Origin of the sequence: Oryzobacter faecalis, assembly GCF_046764005.1 — a bacterium.
Lineage (GTDB): Bacteria > Actinomycetota > Actinomycetes > Actinomycetales > Dermatophilaceae > Oryzobacter > Oryzobacter faecalis.
The window spans coordinates 786,922-804,818 of the sequence record NZ_JBKOFW010000001.1; the positions used below are offsets into that span (position 1 = coordinate 786,922).

The window sequence follows — 17,897 nt, forward strand, 5'->3', positions numbered from 1 at the left end:
CGCGCTCGGACCCCGTCCATAGTCACCTCGGGTGGTTCCGCAGGCTGCGGACGGCCCGAGCGGGCGGTTGAGATGTCGGGGCTCGGGTGTATTCATGGAGTCATGGACGTCATCCGGGTCCGGTCGATCCGCACCTACCCGGCGCGCGGCGAGCCCGGCGTCGAGGTCGATGCCGTCCACGTCGGCGCGGCCGGGCTCGAGGGGGACCGGCCGAAGAAGGCCGCGGTCTCCCTCGTCGGCCACGACTCGCCGGCCACCCGCGCCAACCTCGTCCTCGACGTGCCGACGGCCGACGTCGAGCGGCTCGAGGGGTCGGTGCTGCGCGTCGGTGAGGTCCTCCTGGCCGTCGAGCCCACCGGCAACGCCTGCGCCGGCCTCTACGCGGCGGTCGGCCAGGAGGGATGGGTGCGCGTCGGCGACGCGGTGCGGCGCACGTGACCGCCGTGGCCACGCGGGTCCACGAGGCGGGCGTCCAGCGGCTCGTCGACAGCTTCCGTGCGGTCCCGCCGGGGGAGCCCGCCCGGCTCGCGAAGCGCACCTCGAACCTGTTCCGCGGACGAGCCCCCACGGCGGCCCCCGGACTGGACACCTCGGGCCTGACCGGGGTGCTCGAGGTCGACCCCGTCGCCCGCACGGCCGACGTCCAGGGCATGTGCACCTACGAGCACCTCGTCGACGCCACGCTCCCGCACGGGCTCACCCCCCTCGTCGTGCCCCAGCTGCGCACCATCACCCTGGGAGGCGCGGTCACCGGGCTGGGCATCGAGTCGGCCTCGTGGCGCAACGGGCTGCCGCACGAGTCCGTCCTCGAGCTCGACGTCCTCACGGGATCCGGCGAGGTGGTCACCGCCGGCCCCGACCGGCACCGCGACCTCCACCGCGGCTTCCCCAACAGCTACGGCACCCTCGGCTACGCCACCCGCCTGCGGATCGCGCTCGAGCCGGTCGGGAGCACCGTGTCGCTGCGCCACCTGCGCTTCCACGACCTCGACGCGCTGCTCGCGACGCTCGGGCAGGTCGTCGGCACCGGGACCCACGAGGGCGCCCCGGTCGACTACCTCGACGGTGTCGTCTTCTCGGCCGAGGAGTCCTACCTCGTCCTCGGGACCCGCAGCGACGACCCGGGCCCGACGAGCGAGCACACGAAGTCGTCCGTCTACTACCGCTCGATCCAGCACGACGGGCCCGCCCCGAAGCGCGACCTCATGACCACCCTCGACTACCTGTGGCGCTGGGACACCGACTGGTTCTGGTGCTCGCGGGCCTTCGGCGCCCAGGACCCCCGGCTCCGGCGGCTGTGGCCGCGGCGCTGGCTGCGGAGCAGCGTCTACGGGCGGCTCGTCGCCCTCGACCGTCGCCTGGGCGTCGCCGACCGCCTCGAGGCGCGGCACGGCCGGCCGCCACGAGAGCGGGTCGTCCAGGACGTCGAGCTGCCGCTGGCGACCACCGGCGAGTTCCTGCGGTGGTTCCTGCGGGAGGTGCCGATCGAGCCGGTCTGGCTCTGCCCCCTGCGGCTGCTCGACGACGAGCCCTGGACCCTCTACCCACTGCGCCCGGGGCAGGTGTACGTCAACGTCGGGTTCTGGTCGTCGGTGCCCGCCGAGCCCTCCCGCCCGGGCGCCACGAACCGGCGCATCGAGCGCGAGGTCAGCCGGCTCGGGGGCCACAAGTCCCTGTACTCGGAGTCCTTCTACGACGCCGAGGAGTTCGCCCGGCTCTACGGGGGTGCTGCCTACACCGACCTCAAGGACCGCTGGGACCCCCAGCGCCGGTTCCCGGACCTGTACGCCAAGGCGGTGCGCGGAGCCTGACCACACCCACCACCGCCGTCGAGCCAACCCGGAGGGAGCGCCACCCATGTCCATCGCCACGATCGTCGAGTCGGTCGTCGACGGCTCGCTGCCCGTCGGCCTGCGCGCCTACGACGGGTCCTCGCTCGGCCCCCCGGACGCCGCCCGCACCCTCGAGCTGCGCACCCCGCGCGCCGTGGCCTACCTCGCGACCGCGCCGGGCGACCTCGGGCTGGCGCGCGCGTGGGTGACCGGCGACCTCGCCATCCACGGCATCCACCCCGGCGACCCCTACGACGTCCTCGTCGACCTCGCCTCCGTGCGGTTCCACCGACCCACGGCCGCGGCGGCCCTCGACGCCGCGCGCGAGCTGGGGCTGCGTGGCCTGACGCCACCTCAGCCGCCACCCCAGGAGGCCCTGCCGCGATGGCGCAGGGTCGCAGAAGGGCTGCGGCACAACCTCGTCCGTGACGCCGGGGCCATCCAGCACCACTACGACGTCTCCAACCGCTTCTACGAGCTCGTCCTCGGCCCGTCGATGACCTACACCTGCGCCTGCTACCCGCGCGAGGACGCCACCCTCGAGGAGGCCCAGGAGAACAAGTACCGCCTCGTGTTCGACAAGCTGCGCCTCGAGGAGGGACAGCGGCTGCTCGACCTCGGCTGCGGCTGGGGCGGGATGGTCCGCTACGCGGCGCGGCGCGGGGTGCGCGTCACGGGCGTCACGCTCTCGCGGCAGCAGGCGCAGTGGGCGCAGCGGGCCATCGAGCAGGAGGGGCTCGCCGACCTCGCGGAGGTGCGGCACGCCGACTACCGCGACGTCACCGCCACCGGCTTCGACGCCGTCTCGTCGATCGGCCTCACCGAGCACGTCGGCGTGCGCAACTACCCCTCCTACTTCCGCTTCGTCCTCGACCGGCTGCGTCCGGGCGGGCTCCTCCTCAACCACTGCATCACCCGCCCGCACAACCACCGCCAGGAGACCGGGCCGTTCATCGACCGCTACGTGTTCCCCGACGGCGAGCTCACCGGGTCGGGACGGGTCATCATGGCCGCCCAGGACGCCGGGCTCGAGGTCCTCCACGAGGAGAACCTCCGTGACCACTACGCCCTCACGCTCGCCCGGTGGTGCGCCAACCTCGTCGAGCACTGGGACGAGGCCGTGGCCGAGGTGGGCGAGGGCACCGCCAGGGTCTGGGGCCTGTACATGGCGGGATCGCGCCTCGGCTTCGAGCGAGGCGTGGTCCAGCTGCACCAGGTGCTGGCGGTCAAGCCCTTCGCCGACGGGTCGACCGGGCTGCCGCTGCGGCCGTGGTGGCGGGCCTGACCGCGGTGTCAGGCGCGGTCGGTGGCCCTGGACGCCGACGGGAGCGACAGCGAGCCGAGCCCGTCCCAGACCAGCGTCGTGAGGTCGTCGGCGAGCTCGTCGCTGCTCTGCCCGCCGGCGGCCCCACCCGCCGCCAGCCAGGCGTCGGCCGTCGCGCGCACCATGCCGACGACGGCCACGCCCCACAGCCTCGGGGTGGGAGAGGCTCCGCCCGCGCCGCCGAGGCCGTGCCCCACGAGGTCGGCGACGTGGCCGGCGATCCGGTCGGTCAGCCCGGCCGCGACGTCGCCGTTCGGCCGCTCGCCCGGGGGCAGGAGCGGCGCGGTGACGATGAAGCGGTACACCTCGGGGTCGGTCTCGACGAGGTGGAGGTAGGCGGCGATGACCGCGCGCACACGAGACCGCGGCGACCCGGCGCCGGCCGCGCCGACGGGCGAGTCGGCGGCCCGGGTGAGACCGCGCGCGATCGTGCCGTCGACCCGGTCCGCCACGGCGGTCCAGAGCCCGGCCCGGTCGGTGAAGTGGCGGTAGAAGACGGTCTTCGAGGTCCCCGCCGCGGCGGCGACCTCGTCCATCCCGACCGCGGCCCCGTGGGTGCGGATGGCGCCCAGGGTCGCCTCGACGAGCTCGGCCCGGCGGGCCTGGCGGTGCTCGTCCCACCGCGAGCTGCGCCCGTCGGGGGTGGCCCTCGTCTCGGTCATGCCCGGACGGTAGCAGGAACCCGCGGTACCTGTTACCGTCCGTACCGGATACCTCGTCGCCCGTCGGGGCGCGGGGCCGAGCCTCGACCCAAGGAGCCAGACCGGTGACCACCACCCGCCGCGCCGCCGTCCTCGGCGGCAACCGGATCCCCTTCGCCCGCCAGTTCGGCGCCTACGCCGAGGCGTCGAACCAGGACATGCTCACCGCCGCCCTCGAGGGCCTCGTCGCCCGCCACGGCCTCGCGGGTGAGCGGCTCGGGGAGGTCGTCGCCGGCGCCGTCGTCAAGCACAGCCGCGACTTCAACCTCACCCGCGAGGCCGTCCTCGGGTCGAGCCTGAGCCCTGCCACGCCGGCCTACGACGTCACGCAGGCTTGCGGCACCGGCCTCGAGGCCACGATCCTCGTCGCGAACAAGATCCGCCTCGGCCAGGTCGAGTCGGGCGTCGCCGGCGGCGTCGACTCCTCGTCCGACGCCCCGCTCGTCGTCCCCGAGAAGCTGCGCCGCAAGCTGCTGCGCCTGAACCGAGCCAGGTCCACCGGCGACAAGGCGAAGGCGGCACTGAGCCTGCGCCCCACCGACATCGGCGTGCAGGTCCCCGGCAACTCCGAGCCCCGCACCGGCCTGTCGATGGGCGAGCACATGGCCCTCACCGCCGAGCGCTGGGGCATCACCCGCGAGGCCCAGGACGAGCTCGCCCTCGCGAGCCACCACAACCTCGCGGCCGCCTACGACCGCGGGTTCTTCGACGACCTCCTCACCCCGTACCTCGGCCTCACCCGCGACCAGAACCTGCGCGCCGAGACCACCCTCGACAAGCTCGCGTCGCTGCGCACCGTCTTCGGCAGCGGCGACGGCGCGACGATGACGGCCGGAAACTCCACGCCCCTGACCGACGGCGCCTCCACCGTGCTCCTCGGCTCCGAGGAGTGGGGCGCGGCCCACGGGCTGAGGCCGCTGGCCTGGCTCGTCGACGCCGAGACCGCCGCCGTCGACTTCGTCTCCGGCGACGAGGGCCTGCTCATGGCCCCGGCCTACGCGGTGTCGCGCCTGCTCGAGCGCAACGGCCTCTCCCTCCAGGACTTCGACCTCTACGAGATCCACGAGGCGTTCGCCTCGACCGTGCTCACCACCCTCGCGGCGTGGGAGAGCGAGGAGTTCTGCCGCGAGCGCCTCGGCCGCGAGGCGCCGCTCGGCTCCATCGACCGCTCGAAGCTCAACGTCGCCGGCTCCTCGCTCGCCGCAGGCCACCCGTTCGCCGCCACCGGCGGGCGCATCGTCGCCACCCTCGCCTCCCTGCTCCGCGACAAGGGGCCGGGCTCGCGCGGCCTCATCTCCGTGTGCGCCGCCGGCGGCATCGGCGTCACCGCGATCCTCGAGGCGGCCTGAGGTGGCGCACACCGACGGGTACACCGCCTTCGTCTCCTCGACGGCGGGCCGCAAGATCGCGACGACCCTCGGGCTGCCGCAGCCGGTCGCCCTGCGCCGCCACGTCGCCGGCCGTCCGCTGGCCGACGGGCCCGTGCTCGTCGGCGGCCACGCCGACACCCCGGCGCTGACTGCCCTGCGCGACGGGCTCACCGCGGCCGGGGCCGACGTCGTCGAGGAGGTGCCGGCCGAGCAGCGCCTCGGCGGGGTCGTCGTCGACCTCACCGCCGCCGACGGCCCGACCGACCTCGAGTCGCTGCGGGCCACCCTGGCCCCCGCCCTCAAGCGGCTCGGCCGCTGTGCCCGGGTCGTCGTCGTGGGCCGCGACCCGGCACTCGCCACCAGCCCGGCCCAGCGGGCCGCGCGCCGCGCCCTCGAGGGCGCCACCCGCTCGGTCGCCAAGGAACTGCGTGCCGGCGCGACCGCCAACCTCGTCCTCGTCGCCGACGGGGCCGAGGCCGGCGCCTTGGGCACCGTGACCTTCCTGCTGTCGGCACGCTCGGCCTACGTCGACGGACAGGTCGTGCGCGTCGGTGCGGCTCCCGGCACGTCCGGGGCCCCCGAGGCTCCCGCCGACCCCGAGCGCCCGCTCGCCGGCAGGGTCGCCGTCGTCACCGGGGCCGCCCGCGGCATCGGGGCCGACATCGCCCGCACCCTGGGCCGCGACGGCGCCACGGTCGTCTGCGTCGACATCCCCGCGGCGGGGGCCCACCTCGCCGCGGTCGCCAACGAGGTGGGCGGGACGGCGCTCCAGGTCGACGTCACGGCCGACGACGCCGGCCGGCGGATCCTCGAGCACGCCCGAAGCCGGCACGGCGGGCTCGACGTCGTCGTCCACAACGCCGGGATCACCCGCGACAAGCTCCTCGTCAACATGGACGCCGAGCGGTGGGCCGGCGTCCTCGACGTCAACCTCGGCTCGATCCTGCGGATGAACGAGGCGCTGCTTGCCGACGACGGGCTGCGCGAGGGCGGTCGGGTCGTCCTCGTCAGCTCGATCGCCGGGATCGCCGGCAACCGGGGGCAGACGAACTACGCGGCGTCCAAGGCGGGGGTCATCGGGCTCGTCGACGCGTACGGCGCCGACGACGCCCTGCGGGACCGTGGCATCACGGTCAACGCGGTCGCCCCCGGCTTCATCGAGACCGAGATGACCGCGAAGGTCCCGCTGGCGACCCGCGAGCTCGGGCGGCGGCTGAACAGCCTCAACCAGGGCGGGCTGCCGGTCGACGTCGCCGAGGCCATCGCGTACTTCGCCGCCCCCGCCCAGGGCGCGGTCAGCGGCAACGTCGTGCGCGTGTGCGGCCAGAGCCTGCTGGGGGCCTGAGTGGTCACCGAGACGCTCCCTGGCATCCCCGCCACGGCCCCGCTGCTCGTGCGGGCTGCGGTCACCTCGCGCGGTCGCCGGGGCGACACCGTCCCCGAGCGGACGCTGCGGGTCGACGACGTGCGGGTGGACCGTGCCCGGCTCGCCGCGTACCAGCGCCTCACCGGCCACGCGGTCGGCGACACCCTGCCCCAGCCGTACCCGTGGGTCCTCGCGTTCCCGGTCCAGACCGCCCTGATGGCGCGCGCGGACTTCCCGCTGCCGCTGCCGGGGATGGTCCACCTCTCGAACACCGTGACGACGCACCGCGCGCTCGACGCCGCCGAGCCGCTGAGCCTGTCGGTGCGGGCCGGTGGGGTGCGCCCGCACCGCCGCGGGCGCACGCTCGACGTGCGGATCGAGGCCCTCGTCGGCGACGAGCTCGTCTGGGAGTGCGACAGCACCTACCTCAGCCGCGGGCGCGGCTCCGACGACGCCCCGCGCGGCGCCGCACCCCCCGCGGCCCCCGCCGGGCCGGCCGTCGCCCGCTGGCGGCTCCCCGACGACCTCGGCCGCGAGTACGCCGCCGTCTCCGGCGACGTCAACCCGATCCACCTGCACCCCCTCGGCGCGAAGGCGCTCGGCTTCCCGCGGCACATCGCGCACGGCATGTGGACCTGGTCGCGCACCCTGGCCGCCCTCGGGCGGGGCTCGCTCGGGCCGTCGCGCAGTGCGGTCTGGTTCACCGCGCCGGTCTTCCTCCCGAGCACCGTCGAGCTGGTCCGCACCCCGCCGGGTCCCGGGCCGGTGACCGCGGCGCTGCGGTCGGCGAAGGACCCCACCCGGACCCACCTCGTCCTCACGCTGGCCGCCTGAGGGCTCGCTGAGCGAGGGCGGGAACCCCGCCGGGCCGCGGCTAGGGTCCGAGGATGGAGCAGTCGCCACCGCAGCGCGGTGAGGACCGGCCCTCGTGGGTGCAGCGCCTCGACCTGAGGGTCGCCGGGTGGCGCGACCGTCTCCGCCTGGCCCTCGAGGGCCCCGGCACCGAACCGGGCGGCGGCCTGCTCATGCTCAAGGCCGCCGTCGCGACCGTCCTCGCCTGGCAGCTCGCGGTCCACGTCCTCGACAGCGACAACCCCTTCTACGCACCGCTGTCGGCCCTCCTCGTGGTCGACCGCACGATCGTGCGGTCCTTCCTCGCGAGCGCGAAGCGCGTCGCCGGGGTGGTCCTCGGGATGAGCGTGGCGTGGGTCGTCGGCTCGCAGGTCGGCGTGACGTGGTGGTCGATGGTCCCGGTCATGCTCGTCGCCACGCTCATCGGGCGGTGGAAGGCGCTGGGGGAGCACGCGATCCAGGTCCCGACGATGGTGCTGCTGTCCCTGCTGACCGTGCAGGGCACCGACACCGAGTTCACCTTCCTCACCATCGTCGAGACGGCGCTCGGCGGCGTCGTCGGGCTCGTCGTCAACGCGGTGGTCCTCGCGCCGATGCACCTGACGTGGCCCCGCCGCGAGCTGCGGGCCCTCACCGACCGACTGCGACTCCTCCTCACCGACATGGCGTCCGGGCTGCGCGACGGGTGGGACGAGGAGCGGGCCCACGGCTGGTACGACGAGGTGACCCTCATCGGACGGCGCGCACCCGAGGTGCTCGAGGTCGTCGAGACCGGGCGCGAGAGCACCCGCTGGAACCTGCGGCACCGGCTGCGTCCCGCGCGGGTCGACTGGGACGGCTACCGACACACCGTCGAGACGGTGGACCGGGCCCAGTGGCAGGTCGCCGGCATCGCGCGCACCCTCGTCGACGCCGCGGCCGGGGCGGCGTGGAACCCCCCGCCCTCGGCGGAGTGGCTCGGTCGCTACGCGGTGGTCCTGGACGAGATCGGCGCCGCCATCCACTGGTTCGGGGTGCAGACCGACGAGGGCAGGGGAGAGGTCGACACGCATGTCGACCAGGCGCTCGCGGTGCTGCGCGAGCTGAGCGAGCGGGTACGCCGCACCCCGCTCGAGGACCCGGCTGCCTGGCCGGCGTACGGCGCGCTCGTCCTCGACGCCGAGCGGCTGGCCCGCGACCTGCACGCCCGCAACGAGCACGCGTCGGTGCCCACGGACACCGGACCGCTCCGGGCCCCGATGGGGGAGGCGCTGCCGGCACCGGTCCGTCCGGAGTCGCCGCCCGACGCGTGAGCGGACGCGGGGGCGCGGGATCCCGGTGGGGGAACCTCGCGCGTGGTTGGGTGGGCGCGTGACGACGCCACTGCCGTACGCCGACCTCCCCGAGGACGCGCAGGTCGAGGCGCTGCGACCGGTCGCCCTCGCCGCCGCCGAGGCGTTCGGTCTCGACGTGCACCGGATGGAGGTCGTCCGACACGCGTACAACACGACGTTCGCCGTCGACGACGCGGCGGGGAGGCGGGTCGCGCTGCGCGTCGGCACGAACTCGAAGAGCACTGCAGCGCACATCGACGCCCAGCAGGCGTGGGTCCACGCGATCGGCCACGAGACGGACGTCAGCGTGCCCGACCCACTGCGGACGACGAGCGGCTCCTGGTGGGTCGCCGTCCCGTCGGAGGCGCTCCGGCGCGACGTCCTCGTCACGGGCGCGTCGTGGCTCGACGGGGCCGACGCCAAGGAGGGCGACGACTCGTGGGCCCGCCTGCTCGGCCGCGTCACCGCCGTCCTCCACGAGCACGGCCGCTCGTGGCGGCTGCCCGAGGGGACGGTGCTCGACCGGTTCGACACCCCGCTCCTCGGTGACGCCGACGTCCTCGACGACGCCCCGGGCATCACCGCGGACGAGCACGCGGTCCTCCAGCAGGCCCGCGAGGTCACCGAGGACGCCTTCGCGCGGCTGCACGACGGGGCCACGCTGTTCCCGGTCCACGCCGACCTCCACGCCGGCAACCTCAAGTGGCACGACGGCCGGCTCTCGGTCTTCGACTTCGACGACTGCGGGCTGGGGCTGCCCGTGCTGGACCTCGGCATCTCCGCCTTCTACCTGCGCGACGGGCGCGACTCGACGGAGGCCGAGCTGCGCGCCGGCTACGCCGAGGTCGCCCCCCTGCCCGACGTCGACCCCGCCGACGCCGAGGCCGTCGTCGCCGCGCGCCAGATGCTCCTCGCCAACTCGCTCCTGGAGTCCTCGACGGCCGAGCTGCGGGCGCTGGCCGACGGGTACGCGCACACCGCCGTGGCCCGGCTGCGGCACTGGCTCGAGACCGGCCGCTTCACCCTGGACCCGGCGCCCCTGTGAGCGGCTGCGGCGTGCCCGGAGGGATCTCGTTCGCGGCGCCCCGAGGCGGCTCGTTACGCTGGTCGGCGCGGCCGGGGTCCCGGCCACGCCCACCCGTCACCAGGAGCGCATGACCATGTCCGCCCAGATCACCGTCCACGTCGCAGGGAGCGAGCGATCGGTGGAGCAGGGGACGACGGCGGGTGCGCTCTTCGACGGCGAGCGCGACGTCCTCGTCGCCCGGGTCGGCGGCGAGCTGCGCGACCTCGCGCACGTCCTCGCCGACGGCGACGTCGTCGAGCCGGTGACCGCGGCGGAGCAGGACGGACTCGACGTGCTGCGCCACTCGGCCGCGCACGTCCTCGCCCAGGCGGTGCAGGAGCTCGACCCGAAGGCCCGCCTCGGCATCGGCCCGCCCATCCGCGACGGCTTCTACTACGACTTCGACGTCGAGGTCCCGTTCACCCCCGAGGACCTCAAGGCCCTCGAGAAGGTGATGCAGCGCATCATCAACGAGGGGCAGACCTTCCACCGCCGCGAGGTGAGCGACGACGACGCCCTCGCCGAGCTCGCCGACGAGCCGTACAAGTGCGAGCTCATCGGCCTCAAGGGTGGGGCGAGCGAGGACGCGGCCGAGGGAGCCTCGGTGCGGGCCCATGGAGGCGACATCGACGAGGTCGAGGGCGCCGACAGGGAGGTCGGCGGCGCGCAGCTGACGATCTACGACAACCTGCGCCGTGACGGCTCCCGCGCGTGGGGCGACCTGTGCCGCGGCCCGCACGTGCCCTCGACCAAGGTCCTCGGCAACGCCTTCAAGCTGATGCGCAGCGCCGCGGCCTACTGGCGCGGGTCCGAGAAGAACCCGCAGCTCCAGCGCGTCTACGGCACCGCCTGGCCGACCAAGGACGACCTCAAGGCCTACCTCGACCGCCTCGCCGAGGCCGAGAAGCGCGACCACCGCAAGCTCGGCGCGGAGCTCGACCTGTTCTCGTTCCCCGACGAGCTCGGGTCCGGGATGGTCGTCTTCCACCCCAAGGGCGGGGTCATCAAGCGCGAGATGGAGGACTACGTCCGCCGCCGGCACATCGAGGAGGGCTTCTCCTACGTCGGCACCCCGCACATCTCCAAGGACGGGCTGTTCCACACCTCGGGGCACCTGCCGTACTACGCCGACACGATGTTCCCGCCGATGGAGCTCGAGCACGCCGAGTACCGGCTCAAGGCCATGAACTGCCCGATGCACAACCTCATCTTCCGGTCGCGCGGGCGGTCCTACCGCGAGCTGCCGCTGCGCCTGTTCGAGTTCGGCTCGGTCTACCGGTTCGAGAAGTCCGGCGTCGTCCACGGCCTCACGCGCGTGCGGGCGATGACCCAGGACGACTCGCACTCCTACGTCACCCCCGAGCAGGCGCCGGGCGAGATCGAGCACCTGCTGAGGTTCGTCGTCGGGCTGCTCGAGGACTTCGGCCTCGACGACTACTACTTCGAGCTGTCGACCCGCGCGACCGAGGGGGAGAGGAAGGACAAGTTCATCGGCAGCGAGGAGCAGTGGGAGGTCGCGACCTCGGTGCTGCGCGAGACCGCCGAGAAGTTCGGCGTCGCCCTCGTCGACGACCCCGGTGGCGCTGCCTTCTACGGCCCGAAGATCTCGGTTCAGGCGCGCGACGCCATCGGGCGCACCTGGCAGATGTCGACGATCCAGTACGACTTCAACCAGCCGCACCGGTTCGGGCTCGAGTACCAGGCGTCCGACGGCTCCCGCCGCGAGCCGGTGATGATCCACTCGGCGAAGTTCGGGTCGATCGAGCGGTTCATCGGCGTCCTCGTCGAGCACTACGCCGGCGCCTTCCCTCCGTGGCTCTCGCCGGTGCAGGTCCTCGGCATCCCGGTGGCCGAGGAGTTCGCCCCCTACCTCGCCGAGGTGGGGGAGCGGCTGGGCGCGGCGGGCATCCGCTTCGAGCTCGACGAGTCCGACGACCGCTTCCCCAAGAAGATCCGCAACGCCAGCAAGGCGAAGGTGCCGTTCGTCCTCATCGCGGGCGAGGACGACCGCTCGGCGGGTGCCGTGTCCTTCCGCTACCGCGACGGCTCGCAGGAGAACGGGGTGCCCGTCGAGGACGCCGTGGCGAAGGTCGTCGAGGCCGTGCAGAGCCGCCGGCAGGTCTGACGGTCTCGCGCCGTCTCGTCATCCGGGACGGATCGGGTCGTCAGGCGGGCGGTGCACGGACCACGCCCCAGCCGCCCCGCGACACGCCGACGACACGCCGATCGCCGAAACTCGTTCCGGAAAACATCGTCAAACCCCTTGCGGCGCTTGCCGACCCGGACTAGAAATATCCCACTCCACCACTTCGGTGGCGGAGGGATCGAGGGACAGCCGAGCACCACGTCGAGCGGGCAACCGCTCGGAGCCACCCGGTGATGAGGGTGGTAGGTGATCAATGCTCAACTCGTGAGACGCGGAGCATCACGCCGAGTCATCGTGGGGCCCCGGAGACTCATACTCCCCGGGGCCCCACACCTTTGTGCGTACAGGTGTGGTGGTGCCGCAGGTGCGGTGGAGGGGCATACGAGCCCCCTGCGTCCGCCGCCGTGGGCCATGCTGGGGCCATGGACGGCGGCGAGGGCGTGCGGGTCCGCGAGGCGGTCCCCGCCGACGCGTTCTCGGTCGGTGCGCTGCACATCCAGGACGAGCGCGAGCGGGGCGGCGTGGTCCCGCCCGGCTTCCTCGACCGGTTCGCCGACGCCTGGCTGCGCGACCGCGCCCGGCGGACCTGGCTCGTCGAGGACGCCCGCGGCCGACCGCTCGGTGCCCTCCACGGGACGCGGGTGCAGAAGCTTCCCAGCCCCCACCGTCCGGCCGACGCCTGGTTCCACGTCAGCCTGCTCTACGTCACCGCCGACGCCCGCGGCGCCGGGCTCGGCGAGCTCCTGCTGCGCGCCCTCCTCGACTGGGCGCGCACCGACGGCGTCACCCGGGTCCAGCTCGACGCCGTCGACGAGGCGCGCACCCTCTACGAGCGGATGGGCTTCGGCCCCCCGTCCGACCGTCTCATGGAGCTGCGCCTCGACGCCTAGGGTGGGCGCCATGAGCGAGCACCGTCCGTCGGGCAGGCCGTCGTCCCGGGGCGTCCTCGTCACCGGGGCCTCGCGAGGAGTGGGGGCGGCCGTGGCCGGCGCCTTCGCGGCGATGGGCGACCGCGTCGTCGTCCACCACCGGGGTGAGGCGAGCCGCGAGCGGGCGCAGACGGTCCTGGACGGGCTCGAGGGCTCCGGTCACGCCCGCGTCGCCGGGGACCTGTCCGACCCGGACGCCGTCCGGGCGCTCGCCGACGCGGCCGTCGCCGCGCTCGGGCGGGTCGACGTCCTCGTGAACAACGCCGCGATGATCGTCGCCCCCGAGACCGGCTCGGCCAGCCGTCGTGGGGACCACGCCCTCGAGGAGACGTCCTACGAGGACTGGGTGCGCGTGTGGGAGCGGACGCTCGCGACCAACCTCCTCGGTCCGGCCAACCTCACGTGGTGCGTCGCGCGGCACATGCTCGCCACCCCTCCGGCCGAGGGCGTCCCGGTCGGGCGGATCGTCAACGTCGGGTCACGGGGCGCCTACCGCGGCGAGCCGGACATCCCGGCGTACGGCGCCAGCAAGGCCGCGCTGCACGCGTTCGGCCAGTCGATGGCCCAGCGGCTGGGCCGGCACGGCATCGCCGTGACGAGCGTCGCCCCGGGCTTCATCGCGACCGAGATGGCCGGCTACGCCCTGGACGGGCCCGGCGGAGACGCCGTGCGGGCCCAGAGCCCCTTCGGGCGCGTGGCGACGCCCGAGGAGGTCGCCGGGGCGGTCTGCGCCTTGGCGTCACCCGGGGCCGAGTGGGCCTCCGGGGCCGTCCTGGACTTCAACGGGGCGAGCCACCTGCGCTGAGCGGGCGCCGCGACGGGTCACTCACGCGCCGGCGAGCAGGGCACGCATCCGGGCGATCTCGACGCGCTGGTCGATGTCGATGTCGCGGGCGAGCTGGGCCAGCCACGGGTGCTGGCCGCCGTCCGCACGCGTGAAGAGGTCGGCGACCATCATCGTCGCACCCTCGTGGTGCCGGATCATCGCGGTGAGGAACAGCTCGTCGAACCGGTCCCCGGTGGCTGCCGCGAGCTCGGCCAGCTGGGCGTCGGTGAGCATGCCGGGCATGAGGGCGTGCGCGTCGCCGCCGTGGCGGGCGTGGTCGTCCGGCGGGAGCGGACCCTGCTCGGCGAGCCACCGCTGGAGCAGGGCGACCTCGTCGGTCTGCGACACCCGCATCCGCTCGGCGAGGAGGGCGACGTCGCGACCCCCGCGGTCGGCGGCGAGCTCGGCCATCCGCAGCGCCTGCTCGTGGTGGGGGACCATGTCACGGGCAAAGGCGATGTCGGAGGCGCTGGCCTCGTCCTCGGCGTTCCCCAGCGCGGCGACCTCGTCGTCGGTCAGCTCGCGGTTCGGCTGTCCCGGGGCCCCCAGCTGGACCACCGGGGCCCCGCCGCCGGAGGGCCCCGGAGCGGGCTCCTCGTCGCCGGTGCACCCGGTGAGGAGGACGGCGAGCAGGGTGGCGACGGCACCGGCGACCGACCCCTGCATCCTGTGGCGCACCGTGGTCCTCCGTGGGTCTTGACTGTGTGGCCCGGGTCACGGCAGTGTGCCATCACCGCCCTCCGAGCGCACCCACCGCGCCTGCCTCCGCCAGCACGCCGCGTCCTCCGGGGCGGAACGGTCATCCGGCCCGGAGCCCAGGAGGTCCATCGTGAGTCGCAGGTGCCTGTCCCGTTCCCTCGCCGCGGCGGCCGCCGTGGCCGTGGGCCTCGTCCTCCCCGTCGCCGGGGCCTCGGCCTCCGACGACCCGAGGGTCGGCCTGGCGCCCGGGTACCTGCCCGGCACGTCGGCGGCCAAGAACATCTCGCTCGTCGACAACGACCCGCGGGTTGCACCGTTCGACGCGCCACCGGGCAACTTCGGGTTCGTCAACTCCGACCTCGCGTTCACCGGTGAGCACGCCGTCGTCGGCAGCTTCAACGGCTTCCAGGTCTACGACATCAGCACGCCGACGAACCCCGTCCTCGAGTCCTCCTTCGTCTGCCCCGGCGGCCAGGGTGACGTGTCGGTGTACGGCGACCTGCTCTTCATGTCGGTCGAGGAGACCCGCGGGCGGATCGACTGCGGCTCGCAGGGGGCGCCCGGCACGGTGAACCCCGACCGCTTCCGCGGCGTGCGGATCTTCGACATCTCCGACCTCGAGAACCCCGTCCAGCTGCCGGGCGTGCAGACCTGCCGCGGCTCGCACACGCACACGATCGTCACCGACCCCGACGACCCCGAGAACGTCTACGTCTACAACTCCGGGACGTCGGGCGTCCGCTCGCCGCTCGAGCTCGCCGGCTGCGAGAACGCCGCGCTGACCGCCGGCCCGGTCACCAGCGGCAACCCGACGCAGTGGCGCATCGACGTCATCAAGGTCCCGCTGGCCGCGCCCCAGACCGCGGCGGTCGTCAGCCAGCCGCGGATCTTCACCGACGCCGACACCGGCGCCTTCAACGGGCTCCAGAACACGCTGCCCGGCGCGCTGCACCCGTCGGGGACCGCGTACTCGCCGCTGCCCAACACGAACACCTGCCACGACGTCACGGCCTTCCCCGCGAAGCAGCTCGTCGCCGGCGCCTGCCAGGGCAACGGCATCATCCTCGACACGAGCGACCCGGTGAACCCGGTGCGTCTCGACGCGGTGTCCGACCCGAACTTCTCGTACTGGCACTCGGCCACCTGGAACAACGACGGAACCAAGGTGATCTTCACCGACGAGTGGGGTGGCGGCACGTCCGCGCGTTGCCGGAGCACCGACCAGCCGCAGTGGGGCGCCAACGCCCTGTTCGACCTCTCGGCGTCGAACGAGCTGACCTTCCGCAGCTACGACAAGATGCCGGCCGTCCAGACCGTCAACGAGAACTGCGTCGCGCACAACATGTCGATCGTCCCCGTGCCGGGGCGCGACATCGTCGTCCAGGCCTGGTACCAGGGCGGCCTGTCCGTCGTCGACTTCAGCGACACCGCGAACCCCGTGGAGATCGCGTACTTCGACCGCGGTCCGATCAACCAGCCGTTCCCCATCCCCGACCCGACGAACCCCAACCGGATCAACCTGGGCGGCCTGTGGTCGACCTACTGGTACAACGGCCAGGTCTACGGCAGCGAGATCGCCCGCGGCCTCGACACCTTCGGGCTGGCGACGAGCGACTGGCTGAGCGCCAACGAGCTCGCGGCGGCGCGCGAGGTGTCGCAGACGCAGTTCAACGCCCAGCACCAGGAGCAGGTCGTCTGGACGCCGAGCTTCGCCGTGGCCGGCGCCTACTTCGACCAGGCCGTTCGCTCGGGCGAGCTGGTCAAGGGGCAGCGCACGAGCACCGCCAAGCTGCTCGAGACCGCGAAGAAGCAGGTCGACGCGGGCCGGGTCGACGCCGCCCGTTCGATCCTGCTCGACGCAGCCGCCGCCCTCCCCACGACCGGGGACCGCGGCGAGCTGAGGCAGGCGCTCACCGACCTCGCGAACAGTCTCGGCTGAGCCCGGGGCGACCCCGACCTGCCCGTCATCCCTCGGGGGTGACGGGCAGGCCGGCGTCCGGGCCCCGACGGCGCCGCCCCTAGGATCGGGCCATGGAGCCGACCGAGGACCCCGCGCGCGCGACGGCCGTCGAGGCCGCTGCCGCTTTCGCGGGGGAGGGTGACGGCTTCGAGCGGCTGTGGACCCCGCACCGGATGGTCTACATCGCCGGCGACCGTCCCGACCCCGAGCCCGGCGACGGCTGCCCGTTCTGCGCGGCGCCCGGCAAGGATGACGCCGAGGGGCTCGTCGTGCACCGGGGCGAGCACGGCTACGTCGTCATGAACCTCTACCCGTACAACCCGGGGCACGTCCTCGTCTGCCCCTACCGGCACGTCTCGCTCTACGTCGAGCTCACCGACGAGGAGACCGCCGAGTTCACCGCCCTCACCAAGGCGGCGATCCGGGCGCTGGAGTCGGCCTCGGCCCCGATGGGCTTCAACATCGGCATGAACCAGGGGGCCGTCGCCGGTGCCGGTGTCGCCGCCCACCTGCACCAGCACGTCGTGCCCCGCTGGGGTGGCGACGCGAACTTCCTCCCGATCATCGCCCGCACCAAGGCGCTGCCGATGCTCCTCGAGGACGTCCGCGCCCGTCTCGTCGAGCACTGGCCCACGGCCGGCTGACGTCCTCGGAACACGCTGACCGCCCCGCCCCGGCGTGACACGATGCGGGGATGGCGAAGCGGCGGCGGCTCGACCGTGCGGTGTACGAGGCCGAGCTGATGCGGCTCCAGGCCGAGCTCGTGACCCTGCAGTCCTGGGTCAGGCAGGAGGGCGAGCGCATCGTCGTCGTCTTCGAGGGGCGTGACGCAGCCGGCAAGGGGTCGGCGATCAAGCGGGTCACCGAGTACCTCAACCCTCGGCAGGCGCGCATCGTCGCCCTCCCGGTGCCCACCGAGCGCGAGCGCACCCAGTGGTACTTCCAGCGGTACGTCGAGCACCTGCCGGCCGCCGGCGAGATCGTCATCTTCGACCGCAGCTGGTACAACCGGGCCGGCGTCGAGCGCGTGCTGGGCTACTGCTCGCCGGAGGAGCACCAGCGCTTCCTGCGGCAGTGCCCGATCTTCGAGCGGATGCTCGTCGAGGACGGCATCCGGCTCGTCAAGTACTGGTTCTCGGTGAGCGACGCCGAGCAGCAGCGCCGGTTCGAGTCGCGGCTCGGCGACCCGATGCGGCGGTGGAAGCTGTCGACGACGGACGTGGAGTCGATCACCCGGTGGGAGGACTACTCCCGGGCCAAGGACGACATGATGGTCCACACCGACATCCCGGAGGCACGCTGGAACGTCGTCGAGAGCGACGACAAGCGGCGCTCGCGGATCAACATGATCGCCCACCTCCTCACCCAGGTTCCGTACCGCGACGTCGAGCCCGAGGTCGTGCCCCTGCCGCAGCGGCCCCCCTCTCGCGGCTACGTGCGGCCCGACCGGTCCCTCCAGCACGAGGTCCCCGACCACGCCGCCACCCTCGGGCGGCGGGACCCGGAGGACTGA

The 17,897-nt window shown here is 73.8% G+C and carries 16 protein-coding genes; 14 read left to right on the forward strand and 2 right to left on the reverse strand.

The features are described from left to right. Positions 1-102: 102 nt before the first annotated feature. Genes ACK8HX_RS03680 through ACK8HX_RS03690 form a run of 3 tightly spaced genes read left to right on the forward strand, consistent with a single transcriptional unit; the run spans position 103 to position 3,117 of the window. Positions 103-438 (forward strand): hypothetical protein, encoded by a 336-nt coding sequence (locus tag ACK8HX_RS03680; protein WP_411939286.1) that lies wholly within the window; start codon positions 103-105, stop codon positions 436-438. Then, a complete protein-coding gene (locus tag ACK8HX_RS03685; RefSeq protein ID WP_411939287.1) occupies positions 435-1,811 on the forward strand; it encodes an FAD-binding oxidoreductase in 1,377 nt (458 codons plus the stop codon). The genes ACK8HX_RS03680 and ACK8HX_RS03685 overlap by 4 nt, the downstream gene beginning before the upstream one ends. Positions 1,812-1,857: 46 nt before the next feature. Further along, entirely contained in the window at positions 1,858-3,117 is a 1,260-nt protein-coding gene (locus tag ACK8HX_RS03690; protein WP_411939288.1) for a class I SAM-dependent methyltransferase, read from the forward strand. 8 nt (positions 3,118-3,125) lie between these two features. On the opposite strand, the gene ACK8HX_RS03695 is transcribed toward ACK8HX_RS03690, so the two are convergent. Then, complete coding sequence (locus tag ACK8HX_RS03695; RefSeq protein WP_411939289.1) at positions 3,126-3,818, reverse strand: TetR/AcrR family transcriptional regulator; 693 nt, start codon at positions 3,816-3,818, stop codon at positions 3,126-3,128. Positions 3,819-3,922: 104 nt separating this feature from the next. Between ACK8HX_RS03695 and ACK8HX_RS03700 the strand changes: the two genes are divergently transcribed. From ACK8HX_RS03700 to ACK8HX_RS03735, 8 genes are all read left to right on the forward strand, one after another. After that, positions 3,923-5,206: an acetyl-CoA C-acetyltransferase gene (locus ACK8HX_RS03700; protein WP_411939290.1), complete on the forward strand. Its 1,284-nt coding sequence runs from the start codon at positions 3,923-3,925 to the stop codon at positions 5,204-5,206. Position 5,207: 1 nt separating this feature from the next. Beyond that, complete coding sequence (locus tag ACK8HX_RS03705) at positions 5,208-6,572, forward strand: 3-oxoacyl-ACP reductase (RefSeq protein WP_411939291.1); 1,365 nt, start codon at positions 5,208-5,210, stop codon at positions 6,570-6,572. Next, positions 6,573-7,427, forward strand: a complete 855-nt coding sequence (locus ACK8HX_RS03710; RefSeq protein ID WP_411939292.1) for a MaoC family dehydratase — start codon at positions 6,573-6,575, stop codon at positions 7,425-7,427. Positions 7,428-7,480: 53 nt separating this feature from the next. Continuing rightward, positions 7,481-8,737 (forward strand): FUSC family protein, encoded by a 1,257-nt coding sequence (locus ACK8HX_RS03715; RefSeq protein WP_411939293.1) that lies wholly within the window; start codon positions 7,481-7,483, stop codon positions 8,735-8,737. A gap of 58 nt (positions 8,738-8,795) precedes the next feature. After that, positions 8,796-9,803, forward strand: a complete 1,008-nt coding sequence (locus ACK8HX_RS03720) for a phosphotransferase enzyme family protein (protein WP_411939294.1) — start codon at positions 8,796-8,798, stop codon at positions 9,801-9,803. Positions 9,804-9,918: 115 nt separating this feature from the next. Then, positions 9,919-11,949, forward strand: a complete 2,031-nt coding sequence (thrS, locus tag ACK8HX_RS03725) for a threonine--tRNA ligase (protein WP_411939346.1) — start codon at positions 9,919-9,921, stop codon at positions 11,947-11,949. 443 nt (positions 11,950-12,392) lie between these two features. Continuing rightward, positions 12,393-12,860, forward strand: a complete 468-nt coding sequence (locus tag ACK8HX_RS03730; protein WP_411939295.1) for a GNAT family N-acetyltransferase — start codon at positions 12,393-12,395, stop codon at positions 12,858-12,860. Positions 12,861-12,870: 10 nt separating this feature from the next. After that, positions 12,871-13,704 (forward strand): SDR family NAD(P)-dependent oxidoreductase, encoded by an 834-nt coding sequence (locus ACK8HX_RS03735; RefSeq protein WP_411939296.1) that lies wholly within the window; start codon positions 12,871-12,873, stop codon positions 13,702-13,704. 21 nt (positions 13,705-13,725) lie between these two features. On the opposite strand, the gene ACK8HX_RS03740 is transcribed toward ACK8HX_RS03735, so the two are convergent. Further along, positions 13,726-14,391: a DUF305 domain-containing protein gene (locus ACK8HX_RS03740; RefSeq protein WP_411939297.1), complete on the reverse strand. Its 666-nt coding sequence runs from the start codon at positions 14,389-14,391 to the stop codon at positions 13,726-13,728. A 163-nt stretch (positions 14,392-14,554) separates the two neighbouring features. On the opposite strand from ACK8HX_RS03740, the gene ACK8HX_RS03745 reads away from it, so the two are divergent. The 3 genes from ACK8HX_RS03745 to ppk2 all read left to right on the forward strand — a co-directional run bounded on the left by ACK8HX_RS03745 (position 14,555) and on the right by ppk2 (position 17,897). Next, positions 14,555-16,363, forward strand: a complete 1,809-nt coding sequence (locus tag ACK8HX_RS03745; protein ID WP_411939298.1) for a hypothetical protein — start codon at positions 14,555-14,557, stop codon at positions 16,361-16,363. 92 nt (positions 16,364-16,455) lie between these two features. Beyond that, positions 16,456-17,028 (forward strand): HIT family protein, encoded by a 573-nt coding sequence (locus ACK8HX_RS03750; RefSeq protein WP_411939299.1) that lies wholly within the window; start codon positions 16,456-16,458, stop codon positions 17,026-17,028. Positions 17,029-17,078: 50 nt separating this feature from the next. Next, entirely contained in the window at positions 17,079-17,897 is an 819-nt protein-coding gene (ppk2, locus tag ACK8HX_RS03755; protein ID WP_411939300.1) for a polyphosphate kinase 2, read from the forward strand.

Coding starts and splice junctions, on each gene's coding strand:
- ACK8HX_RS03750 (WP_411939299.1), top strand. CDS start 16,456: ATGGAGCCGACCGAGGACCCCGCGCGCGCGACGGCCGTCGAGGCCGCT.
- ACK8HX_RS03735 (WP_411939296.1), top strand. CDS start 12,871: ATGAGCGAGCACCGTCCGTCGGGCAGGCCGTCGTCCCGGGGCGTCCTC.
- ppk2 (WP_411939300.1), top strand. CDS start 17,079: ATGGCGAAGCGGCGGCGGCTCGACCGTGCGGTGTACGAGGCCGAGCTG.
- ACK8HX_RS03715 (WP_411939293.1), top strand. CDS start 7,481: ATGGAGCAGTCGCCACCGCAGCGCGGTGAGGACCGGCCCTCGTGGGTG.
- ACK8HX_RS03695 (WP_411939289.1), bottom strand. CDS start 3,818: ATGACCGAGACGAGGGCCACCCCCGACGGGCGCAGCTCGCGGTGGGAC.
- ACK8HX_RS03690 (WP_411939288.1), top strand. CDS start 1,858: ATGTCCATCGCCACGATCGTCGAGTCGGTCGTCGACGGCTCGCTGCCC.
- ACK8HX_RS03680 (WP_411939286.1), top strand. CDS start 103: ATGGACGTCATCCGGGTCCGGTCGATCCGCACCTACCCGGCGCGCGGC.
- ACK8HX_RS03740 (WP_411939297.1), bottom strand. CDS start 14,391: ATGCAGGGGTCGGTCGCCGGTGCCGTCGCCACCCTGCTCGCCGTCCTC.
- ACK8HX_RS03730 (WP_411939295.1), top strand. CDS start 12,393: ATGGACGGCGGCGAGGGCGTGCGGGTCCGCGAGGCGGTCCCCGCCGAC.
- thrS (WP_411939346.1), top strand. CDS start 9,919: ATGTCCGCCCAGATCACCGTCCACGTCGCAGGGAGCGAGCGATCGGTG.